Below are 11,572 nucleotides of genomic sequence, written 5' to 3'. Positions count from 1 at the left end.
TTTCCATAGAATATAATCATATTGTATAATATTCCCTTCGAAATGAAAATATAGAAAATGAAAATTCAGATTTTTCACTTCTACTGAAAGGAGGATATGATGAATTCATTAATTGGATTTGTTTTTCTTCTTATTTCTTTTAATATACTGATTTTCTTTATAGCAAAGAAATATGAACAAATATGGAAAATAGCCAGTGGTATTTTCATTCTTTCTTCCCCCATTGTTTTCTTCGCCGCTTTGCACGTAATTGGTGAAAAAGTAGGAGATGGATTTGCTGGAGGTTTTGCTGGGCTTACCTTTAGTGGCCTATTGATGATAAATGCCATTTTTTTATTTATTGTAAGCATTTTTGTATCTACCAATAAAGATTCACATTAAACTCCCCATTTCAAAAGGTAAAGAGCTTACTATACAGTAAGCTCCTTATCCATAACTATTTATTTCACAATTGGCAATGTCACTTCACTTAATTTCACTGTAAGCTTCGTGCCAGCTTTCGGTCTAATCGTATAATCATAGTCACTAGCGAGTAAAACAACTCCTATTTGATGCCCCGCTTTAAACACATAATCATCTGGCTGCATGTCCCATGTAAATGTATAATCTTTACCTGGTTGAATCGCTGTTGAATTTTCTATACTCGTTAAGTTTTGTGGATCCATCCAGCCTCTCGTTACGATTTCCGGCTTCGTTCCTCCATAATCAACAAGTAAAGCAGTTAAATTTGATACAGGGCGATCAATATTTCCTGTAATTGAAATCTTTGGTGTACCGCTTATACGCGTATCTTTTTGCAGTACAGGCATTGTATACACTAATCGATTAGCTACTTCTAATTCTGGGTTTGCTACTAATTGGTTTGATTTCATTTTTGCATCATCTACGAATGAGAAAACTTTATTTACAGAGCCCATACTTAATGGTAAATTAACTGCTTTGTTACTTAAATACATACGAACTTTTGACAGCACAGCTGATGGATCCGGCCAGTTTTTTAATTTTTCCCAAGTTTTATTTTCACGTTGCACATCAACCATTGGTTCATTCATAATTCCATTTTCAATTCCATACAACCAATAATCGAGCCATTTATTTTGTGTTCTTTGCCAGTCATTCGTTGATGTTCCACCATGTCCACCTTGATGTAACCACATTTTACGAGGAACATCATTTTCTCCAAGCGCATCCCACCATTGCGCGAACTGCTTCGTCTTAACATTCCAATCATTTAAACCATGCACCACAAATACGCTTGCTTTAACGTTTTTAGCATCTTTTACATAATTACGTTTATCCCAAAAATCATTATAATTACCAGTTTTTCGGTCCTGTCCAGCTGTTAGCTCTTTTATTACTTGTCCGCAAACTTCAGGATTTTCCCTTGTTAGTACTGCTTCAGCCATATTGTCTGTATCTTCTCCTTGGTATCCACCTGGCGCGATGACTGCACCGTTTGCACGATAATAATCATACCAACTACTAATCGCTGCGATTGGAATAATTGTTTTTAATCCTTCAACACCAGTCGTCGCAACAGCATTCGGTAACGTACCATTATAAGAAGCGCCAGTCATCCCTACATTTCCTGTAGACCAATCAGCCTTAACTTCCTCACCATTTTCTGTGTATGCTTTCGCACGTCCATTCACCCAATCAATAACAGATTTCGTTCCTAGTACTTCTTGTTCATCTCCAGTAGTCGGACATCCATCTGATTTTCCAGTTCCAATACTTTCGCCTAAAATAACTGCATAACCTCTCGGCACATAATAATTTCCGTATGAACCAAGATTAACAGCTCCATACGGTTTCCCTTCATACGCATACAATTCTTCATCTACATTATATACAGGAACATCTTTTAAGCCAGCTCGATATGGACTCATTTCATAAATAACGGGAACTTTCACATTCGAATCAGTTTTTGGACGCATAACTTTTACTGATACACGATCCTTTTTTCCATCTCGATCACTATCAACTTCCGTCTCTACAAATAGATTTTCGATAATTGCTTCATCAAGCGAGTAAATTGGTTTTGTCATCCCATTTTCTAATTCGATCTTCGTATTTGATTGTACCCCTTCTGAAACTTTCCCATTTAACTTCACATCATTCTCATTTATGTAGTTTGTTTCTTTATTGTCTGCATACGCAGTCATACTAGAAACTCCCGATGTAACTGATAAAGATAAAATTGTTGATAATGTAATTGCTATTTTCTTTTTCCCCATACTCTTTCCTCCCCATATATGTCTCCTTTTACTATACAATAAAATTACTGAAAATTCAGTTTATAATTTATACAAAAACTTGAGAAATTTATAGAACACTCTTCCAACGAGCGTTCAAGATTATATATCCTGATTTACCACTCTCTTATAATCAATAAAAAACATCGCCTAATAATAGACGATGCTCCTAATAGTATTAAATTAAACATTCTTCATATTAATATAAAATCGTATTTCTCCCTCTATAGTAGATACTCCATAGTCAAAACCATGTCTCTCTAAAATACTTTTCACTATCGCTAAGCCTAATCCTGTACCTGAATGGTCTTTACTGCGAGAAGATTCTAAGACGTAAAAAGGTTCCCAAATTTTATCGATATCTTTCATCTGTTCCGCATTCATACCATTTTGAATTTGAAAATATGCACTTTCATTTCGTTCTTCTAAAGTAATTTTTATATTTTGATTTGCTGTATATTTTATCGCATTAGATATTAAATTTTGAAACACCATTCTCATTTTATTTACATCTGCATAAACAACCGCATCACCAACATTATAGTTCACATGCAAATCTATTTCTTTCGACTCTAACTCAATCTTATGCTTATCTAATATACTTTGGACTAGTGATTTAATAGAGAATTCTTCTTTTTGTAAAACATCTCTTTCTAGTTTAGAAAATCGTAATAACTCTTCAATTAAGTTCGAAATTTGATCAGTTTGTTTAATAATAGTATCTATGTATGTACCATCATCTAAACCATCTTTTATTCCCATAGAATATGCTTTCACTAATGCGATCGGAGTTTTTAATTCATGCGTCACATCACCCATAAATCGTTTTAAATGTTCATTTCGATCTGTTAAATTTTGATGCGCTTCATGTAGTTTATCACTCATGATATTAATACTATTAGCTAAGTCTCCAATTTCATCATTTGTTTTCACTTTCGCTCGTTCAAATTTCAAATTTGAAATATCTTCTGCAACATCACTTAATTCTTTCAATGGTCTCGTAATTGTTTTTGAAAGTATCCATACAAGTACGACAATAAGAAAAATCGTAACACCTAATATGTACAAATAAAATGAGTTTAAAGTTTTTATCACTTCATTTGAATGTGCGATAGAAACTCCTACTAAAATCAGCAAATTGTCTTTCGCAATATATTTCACAAAAAAACTAGATTTCATCTTCTCTTGATCATATATTTTATTCGAATGCCCGAAGTTCTTTACTTTCATTATTTCTTCTTTTGTAATCCAAAGTTTATTAAGGGCAACTCTTTTCTTTGTAAGTTGCATACGTAACTCTTCATTAATATGATCTTCTGAATCGTTTATCGATGTATACGTAATCGTAACATTCCCCTCATTTTCAATGCTAGTAATTGCTTCATCCAGTTGATTGCTCGGTATGGATTGTATTTGTGCTGTTATACCTTCTAAACTTTCTCGCGTTTTGTAAATATTATATTTCGGTAAAAGATAGTTAATTAATAATAAAGATATCGTAAAAATAAGAACCACAGTTAAAGAAATACTGAGAAATAGCTTTTTTCCAAGTTTATTCACTTTGTTCCTCCAAACTATATCCTAGCCCGCGGTGCGTCTTTATAATATTTCCTCCTACTTTTTTACGTAATCTTCTTACATGTGTATCAACAGTTCGCTCTTCACCAAAATAGTCAAATCCCCATACGATATCTAACAATTTTTTACGAGTTAAAATCATGCCTTTATGATTTAAAAAACACTTTATTAATTCTAGCTCTGTTTTTGTAATATCTAACTCTTTGTCATTTTTATAAACTTTATTTTTAGTGAAATCTATTTTCAAATCTTGAACTTGAATGACATCATCATGTTGTATTAGCTTTTTCGCCCGAGTAATAAGTACACCTGGATGAAATGGTTTTTTTACGTACTCATCTGCACCACTTTGAAGCGCCGCTAATTCATCTTCGCTTTCACTTTTCGCTGTAAGCATTAATACTTTAACGCTTGAGTTCTTTTTTATTTCCTGACAAACAGTAATACCACTATGTTTCGGCATCATCCAGTCTAAAATAGCTAAATCAATTTTTTCATCATAAAATATTTGAAGTGCTTCCTCTCCATCTTTCGCTAATAAAACTTCGAAGCCTTCTTTCTCGAAATAAGCCTTTAAAATCCTTAACATATCTTGTTCATCATCTGCTATTAATACTCTCATACATGATCCTCCATTGCTTTTAAACAAAAACCAATTGTATTATACAACTTCTTTGTTACATAAATGTGACAGAAAAATATTTGAACCTTTTAAGGGTATAGTAAAGACGAGGTGTTGTATTATGATTAAAAAAATCGGGGTAATTACTCTTCTTTGTTTCTTATTATCAACAAATGCGCTTGCAAATAGTAATCAACAAATTGAAGTGTTTGATTGTCAAAAAGAAATGGTCGTTCAAAAACAATCTTTAGATCCAGCTATTCAAAAAGAAGCTGTTCAATATGCTAAATCCATTACTAGCCCGTTCAAAAACTTAAATGTCGTTCCAAAAGATGGTCACATGATAAAAATCCCATTATCTAAACCAGTTTCTATTACAAATCAATGGTTACATACAACAATTGATGAAGTACTAATTCTTCTACCACTTAATCAAAAACCTTATATTATGCTTTATGATGATGAAAATAATCCGCATTTTTATTATGTAAAAGGTGATCCGAAGGGATTGTTGAAAGAAATGAATGTTAAATTATAATGTAAGAAAGATCCCATAAATATCATTTGTGGGATCTTTCTTTATCAGTTAGCAACTACATTTTCATTTTAAAAATGAATAACCTGTCTTTTATGATGGTTATCATGATCTATAAATTCTTTAATAATATATATAAGAGAATACGGCGTTCCAGTATGAGGACAGTGTGATACTCCATTGGCTGTTACAGGTTTAAGATAAATTATAATTTATTAATTGATATGTTTGTATAACCACTGCTCAAATATCTTTAACTGTTCGGCAGTATGAAAATAATGTTCACCCGTCTCCATGATTTCTAATTCACAACGATGTTTTTTTCTAAAATCGTTAATAGTTTCAAATTCGCACAGTTCATCCTTGGCCCCGTACATAATATATGTATCCGTATCCCATGTATTAATAGGATGTTCTTTTACATAACATAAATAATCCCAATATAACTTTTGACCAATCGGTGTCTCTATAGTCATTTCTTTTTGCAAAATTTCTGGTGTTACATTAAACCATTTCATCATATTTTTGATAATTCGTTCCATATTAACTACTGGTGATAAAAATAATGCCTTTTCTATCACATCATTTTGATAGGCTACAAGGCTAAAATAAGCTCCGATACTACATGCAAACACGCTTACTTCTTTCCAATGTTCTTTTGCGTAATTCATAATTATAGATAATTCACTAACACAAACCTGTACTTTGCAAGGTGTATTATCATTTTTCCTTTCTCCATGCTCAGGTAAATCAAAGCTTAATACTTGATAACCTTTTTGATTGGCTGCTTCAGCTAATATTTGAATAATTGCATCTTCCTTATTTGACATATTTCCATGTACTGCAATAAAAATTTTTTCACTTTTATCTCCCCATAAAACCGTAGGAATATTACCAATTTTAAAATTATCTTTAAGCATATTTTACTCCTTGGAATACGACATATAGGAATTGGCAAAACTGCACACTTTATAATCCTCTACTCAGTTTTAAAACAAATCAAACTATTACTGATCTATCACAAATGAATTCTACTCCGTTAGTGAAAGAAGGCTTTTTATACAATTATATAATTTTTTAGAATGAATTATTTTCTCTGCACAATAGGCAATATCCCCTTCAACTCCAATAAATCATCTATTACTATATCAGCCTGAGCAAGTTCATCTTCTTGCGCAAAATCAAAATTGCATCCAATAGCAATCAAGCCATTATCTTTCGCTGCATTTATATCAGATAAACGGTCGCCAACTACTGCTGCTTCTTTTATATCATACTTGCTCAAAATACTTTTTACTAAGTCGCTTTTATTAAGTGAGTTTATTTGTTCAATACTAAACGTTTCAGTAACCCATTGGTCTAAATCATAATAAGATACAATTGCTCGTAAATATTCAGTTAGACCATTACTAGCAATATAAATTGAACAATTATTTTCTTTTATATATGTAAAAATTTCTTTTACGTTCGGATATAAAGCACCTTTTCCGCTTTTAATGTTTTCAATTAATCTTTCTACAAAATATGCATCCGTTTGTTCTCTTATTTCAAGAGAATGATCCGGTAATAAAGCTTCCCACACTTTCGGCAGAGGCACACCCATGATTTCACGGTACTTATCAATTGGTGTTACCGTATCCCATAATTGTAGTGATCTTAAGTGGTCAAATGTATCGTCTAATGATAATTCTAAAATTTTATCTGTTTGAAATAACGTTCCGTCCATATCAAAAATTAATGCTTGTAACATGTCATTCTCTCCTTTTGAACTATAAGTATTACTTGATTTATTTTTCAGCATCTCAACTATAATTTCTGAACAATAATTTGCGGCTGTTTTCGCGAAATCATCATAGGAAACTTGAGCTTCATCGTCTGCACTGTCAGAAATACATCTTATAACGAGAAATGGTACGTCATTTATATAAGCAACATGTCCTATTGCTGCGCCTTCCATCTCTGTACAATGCGGTGCATATTCGTCTATTAATTTCGCTTTTAGTTTTGAATCTTCAACAAAACATTCACCGCTAACAATTCTTCCTTCATGAAACTCCATATGTAAACTACTACTATTACATGCAATACGTGCTAACTCTATTAATTCCTTATTTGCATTAAACTCTTCTTGGAACGGGAATAAGTTTTTCATTTGAGTTTTACTTACATCATGGTGGGTAACATTCGTTGAAATAACGATATCACCAACTGTTACATCCGGATGTAACCCTCCAGCAACACCCGTATTGATAATAGCATCTACATTAAATTTATGAATTAATGTTTGCGTACATGCGGCTGCATTTACTTTCCCTACACCACATCTTGAAACAATCACTTCGGTTCCCATAAATTCTCCAACGTAAAAAGGCATTCCCGCAATTGTCTGTTCCTCTTGTATTGCTAGTTTTTCTAAAAGTAAGTCTATTTCAATTTGCATTGCTCCGATAATGCCGATTCTGTTCATGTATGTCGTCCCCTTTTTTACTTATAAGTCTGCCAATATATTATGTAAAGCACCGTAATTTTCAGCTATCCAATTCATTTCATCCGCAAAGCGTGAAGGTGGTACACTATGCTGATCCATGTTGACATGAATCCACCATGTACTCTCCATATACCAAAGCATTTGAATTGCCCGAACAATACTCCCAACTGGAAAGTCTAATTTATTTCGGTATCCCGCTAAAAATGATGCAACTAGACTTTTATTTAATACTCCATCATGTAAGGCACAAGATATAACTGCACGCCCAATATCCAACTCTACATAATCATAATCCATACGATCAAAATCTAGAATTGCTGAGACTTCATCGTTATGGAATAAGAAATTATCTACCCATAGATCACGGTGCACCCATCCTTTATTACTACTATAAAATTGATCTATATTTACTAATTGTGTTGCTTCTTGCTGTAATTTTATACGGGAGAGAATATGTTCTTTTCCTAGCTGTTCTGCTTCTCTCCTTTTATCTTCCCAATGTTTCAACCTTTCTTCTTTAGTAGGCGGAACAAATTTAGGTTTTTTTCCTTCTATTAAAGATCCATCATTTAACAATTTATGCATATGACCTATTGTCTTACCAAGAGAGTAGATTTCCTTTTCATTCAATTTTCCTGGTAAAATTAGATTACCTTCTTTATGTTCTAAAACTATAAATCTTTCATTATTTTTTGATGTATGCATTACATTATTTTTATAAGTTAGGAGCTTTGGACAACTTACACCATTATTATGTAGTCTTTGCTGTTGTTGTAATGCTTGTATTAAAAGTTCTGGGTTATACATTTTGTACCGTTCTTTATTATATTGCTTTAATACAAAAAATCCTGCATTCGTTTCGAGTTTCCACTTTAAATTTAGCCAACCACGATGAATAGGTATTGCATTTCGAATTTTAAACTTAAATAAAGACTCACACTCCACTTTCAGCTCTTGAAAAATCATTGCAGCTTTTTTATTACATAATGGCTCAATCATCTTACTTATCCTTTCTTAACTTGGCGTTCTTTACATCAGTTGCAAATATTCATCAACATCTTTCGAAATTTGTCTAAAAGCTTTATCCCAGAATGCATAGCTTGTTATATCAATTGCAAGATGTTTTTTCATAAGCTCTTCCACTGGAGCTTTTCCTGTTTCTCGTAAAAACTCTTTATATTTCGAATGAAAAGTACTTTTACTTTCTTGAGCTATTTCTATTAAACTAAAACTAGCTAAATACCCAAATGTGTATGGATAATTATAAAATGGAACATCTGCTATATAAAACTGAACATATTTCATCCAAACAAACGGCTGGTATTCTAATAATGCATGCCCGTATGCTTTTTCTTGTGATGCTATAGATAATTTCTCGATTTCATCAGCACTTAAAGGACCTTCTTTACACTTTTCATAAAAGTTCTTCTCAAATTCAAATGATGCTCTTATCGCCATTACATAATTAAAACTGTTTCTTATTTTCCAACTAAGCAATGACTTTTTTATATCTATACTATCTGTTGTTTGAATTAGATAGTTTATAAGCACGATTTCAAAGAATATAGACGCAGATTCTGCTGTACTCATTGGCAAATAATCATCTAAAAAAGAAGTAGATTGTTCAAAGCTCATACTATAAAAATGCCAAGCATGTCCTAGTTCATGCGCCAGTACTCTTACACTATCTATACTTCCGTCATAACGCATTGAAATTCGCGATTCTTTCTCACTGAAGAAAGGAGCGCAAAACCCGCCTGATGCTTTATTATCTCTTGGCTCCGCATCTACCCATCCACTCTCTATTGCGTTACGTGCAAATTCTGCTAATTCTTTATCAATATCTTGTAATGCATCATATATGTTCTGTACTGCAACTGAAAAAGGTATAAAAGTCTCATTATGTTCTTTTACTGTCATAAGTTCATGCCATGTGATCGAAGCTTCCCCCTTCTTAAACACGTTTAAAACACTTACTAATTTATCAAGATTTTCTTCTGTCGCATTCCACATTTTTAATAATACAGTTTCAGTAATACCATTCGCATGTAAAGATTGCGTTAAAATATCTCTGTCTCCTAATTCATTACTCTTTGTATTACGTAATCTCCCTATTTGATTCAATACAGTAGCAAAGATTTCTTTTTCCTTATGTAGGGCATTCGTTAATAACTCGAATACTTCTACTCTTTCCTTTTCATTATTACTATTCATTGCAATATTATTTGCTTGACCAAATGATATTTGTTTATTATTGTGCTCTATTTCTATCTTATTTCTTAATTGTATGTACATATTTTCCCATGCATGTAGTTCTTCTTTTATTAAATTAGTATTAATATTATTAGAAGTTTCCATTGCACTTTGCTGTATTACTTGCTGTACTTCCCTTTTCAGATTTTTTACTGCCGTAGTCAATATAGTAAGGTCAGATGAAACACTTTCTTCAGCCGATCGGCAATACAAATAATATTCAGCCTTTTCAATAGCTTGTATAAGTTTTGAAAGGATCCCTACATCATTTGTCGCATAATATTGTTCTTTCAACCCCAATATCGGAGTTAGAATATCTTCAATCAAATACAATCGATCTAAATTCCACCTAGCAATTTCATGCAATTTTTAGCCGCCTCCTATTTTTACAAATAGTTACAGTTGTTTCTCCCTACACAATTATATATGAAACAAGAAAATTTTAATATCTTTAAATATTTAGATTTCCACAAACGCATTCTTATTAATACTCCTTTCTTCTGCTACTGAAACGTACATAACATAAACAGATAAACGATACAGATACTGGAATCAGTATTACTCCTCCAATAAAAGGATAAATAACTACACAACATGTAAAAGCTACTATAGAAAAAATTTTACCTAACCTATTCTTTATTAATTTCATTCCAGCCGCAGTACCCACTATATATGTAACAATTCCTAACGAATTCGGTATTAATACAATTTTATCTATACTAATATGGAAAACGAAACTTATTAACAAACCTATTATTGCAGTGCAACCTACAACTTTTACTGCATTTGTTGGGGTTTCTCTTTTTTTATTTATATGTGCTAAATAACGTGGTGCAACTTCAGCTTTTCCTAATGAATAACCTAAGCGACCCATACTTGCGATAAATGCATTTGTCGTCCCTAAACAAATTATAAAAGCTACAAATCCAATTATCCATGCAAATTGCTCGCCTAATGTTTGTTTCATTACAAGCACGAGAGCCGTAGTATTATCAGCATTTATATAATAGGATTTCGTTCCAATTACCGATAACGCAATACCTATATATAAAACTCCAATAATAACAATCGCAAATCCCGTAGATAAAATAATATTTCTTTTTCTAGGTGTTTTAAATTCTGGAGCTAAACTTGCAATAGCTTCCCAGCCGAAAAAAGACCAAAAAATTAATAATGATGCCTCTAAAATTGGATTTATTTCATGCATAGAAATATGTACATTTATATTTTTCATTTCAATATAAGGTAGTGAGCTAATAATCGTTACAATTAAAATAAAGAAAGTTAATACACCAATACATACTTGAAACCAACCACTCATTTTTAACCCGTATAAATTAAAACCAATTGAAATACTTAAAATAATAAGCGCTATAACGTAAGAGAAATATGGTGATAAAGCAAACACTCTCACTATATACATTCCACCAGTCATTGAGACTACGATTTGACCAACGCTACCCGCAATAAAAAAACACCATCCTATAATAGCACCTATATTTTTACCGAAAGCTTTTTCTGCAAACGTGGCAATTCCACCTGCACTTGAGTACTCAATCGATAAAAAAGCGAACGTAAATGCAAGTGGAATACTAAATAATATCATAACAAGCCAAGAGACAATCGCATTCCCTTCTGCTATACTCGCTGTCATACCAGGTAATATAAGGATTCCCGATCCTAAAACTGCTCCGACATATAAGGCTGTTCCCCTTTTAATAGAAATTGTTTCGTCAAAATGATTAGACATTACAAGCACCTCCATTTATATTTTAATTATAGAAAGTTATCAGTCTATTCAATATACAAAAGTGTATGTATTTTTACATAAGGCTTTATAT

Annotated in this window: 10 protein-coding genes and 1 pseudogene; 2 read left to right on the top strand and 9 right to left on the bottom strand. The window is 32.3% G+C overall.

Annotation, left to right across the window (positions count from 1 at the left end; genetic code table 11):
- The first annotated feature begins 96 nt into the window (after window positions 1–96).
- Window positions 97–381 carry a hypothetical protein gene (locus ACTFOB_RS00515; RefSeq protein WP_440023875.1) on the top strand — a complete coding sequence of 95 codons (285 nt, stop codon included), beginning with the start codon at window positions 97–99 and terminating at the stop codon, window positions 379–381.
- Window positions 382–440: 59 nt separating this feature from the next.
- Here the strand turns inward: ACTFOB_RS00515 and ACTFOB_RS00510 are convergent, their stop codons facing one another.
- The 3 genes from ACTFOB_RS00510 to ACTFOB_RS00500 all read right to left on the bottom strand — a co-directional run bounded on the left by ACTFOB_RS00510 (window position 441) and on the right by ACTFOB_RS00500 (window position 4,455).
- Entirely contained in the window at window positions 441–2,237 is a 1,797-nt protein-coding gene (locus ACTFOB_RS00510; RefSeq protein WP_440023874.1) for a Xaa-Pro dipeptidyl-peptidase, read from the bottom strand.
- 201 nt (window positions 2,238–2,438) lie between these two features.
- Entirely contained in the window at window positions 2,439–3,815 is a 1,377-nt protein-coding gene (locus ACTFOB_RS00505) for a sensor histidine kinase (RefSeq protein ID WP_151635257.1), read from the bottom strand.
- Window positions 3,808–4,455 carry a response regulator transcription factor gene (locus tag ACTFOB_RS00500; RefSeq protein ID WP_078417962.1) on the bottom strand — a complete coding sequence of 216 codons (648 nt, stop codon included), beginning with the start codon at window positions 4,453–4,455 and terminating at the stop codon, window positions 3,808–3,810. Before ACTFOB_RS00500 ends, ACTFOB_RS00505 begins: the two co-directional genes overlap by 8 nt.
- A gap of 121 nt (window positions 4,456–4,576) precedes the next feature.
- Here ACTFOB_RS00500 and ACTFOB_RS00495 point away from each other — a divergent pair, with 121 nt between their 5' ends.
- Window positions 4,577–4,993, top strand: a complete 417-nt coding sequence (locus ACTFOB_RS00495) for a hypothetical protein (protein WP_440023873.1) — start codon at window positions 4,577–4,579, stop codon at window positions 4,991–4,993.
- A 68-nt stretch (window positions 4,994–5,061) separates the two neighbouring features.
- Here ACTFOB_RS00495 and ACTFOB_RS00490 read toward each other — a convergent pair.
- The 6 genes and pseudogenes from ACTFOB_RS00490 to ACTFOB_RS00465 all read right to left on the bottom strand — a co-directional run.
- Window positions 5,062–5,187, bottom strand: a pseudogene (locus ACTFOB_RS00490) (DinB family protein); the annotation flags it as partial.
- Window positions 5,188–5,205: 18 nt separating this feature from the next.
- Window positions 5,206–5,910, bottom strand: a complete 705-nt coding sequence (locus ACTFOB_RS00485) for an alpha/beta hydrolase (protein ID WP_440023872.1) — start codon at window positions 5,908–5,910, stop codon at window positions 5,206–5,208.
- 167 nt (window positions 5,911–6,077) lie between these two features.
- Window positions 6,078–7,457 carry a 5'-methylthioadenosine/adenosylhomocysteine nucleosidase gene (locus tag ACTFOB_RS00480; protein WP_440023871.1) on the bottom strand — a complete coding sequence of 460 codons (1,380 nt, stop codon included), beginning with the start codon at window positions 7,455–7,457 and terminating at the stop codon, window positions 6,078–6,080.
- A gap of 21 nt (window positions 7,458–7,478) precedes the next feature.
- Window positions 7,479–8,477: a phosphotransferase gene (locus ACTFOB_RS00475; protein ID WP_440023870.1), complete on the bottom strand. Its 999-nt coding sequence runs from the start codon at window positions 8,475–8,477 to the stop codon at window positions 7,479–7,481.
- A 30-nt stretch (window positions 8,478–8,507) separates the two neighbouring features.
- Entirely contained in the window at window positions 8,508–10,097 is a 1,590-nt protein-coding gene (locus tag ACTFOB_RS00470) for a M3 family metallopeptidase (protein WP_440023869.1), read from the bottom strand.
- 118 nt (window positions 10,098–10,215) lie between these two features.
- Window positions 10,216–11,481 (bottom strand): APC family permease, encoded by a 1,266-nt coding sequence (locus ACTFOB_RS00465; RefSeq protein ID WP_440023867.1) that lies wholly within the window; start codon window positions 11,479–11,481, stop codon window positions 10,216–10,218.
- Between the last annotated feature and the right edge of the window lie 91 nt (window positions 11,482–11,572).

Source organism: Bacillus cereus group sp. MYBK79-1 (genome assembly GCF_051915365.1).
In the GTDB taxonomy this organism is placed as follows: Bacteria; Bacillota; Bacilli; order Bacillales; family Bacillaceae_G; genus Bacillus_A.
This window is presented reverse-complemented; position numbering and strand designations above follow the sequence as displayed.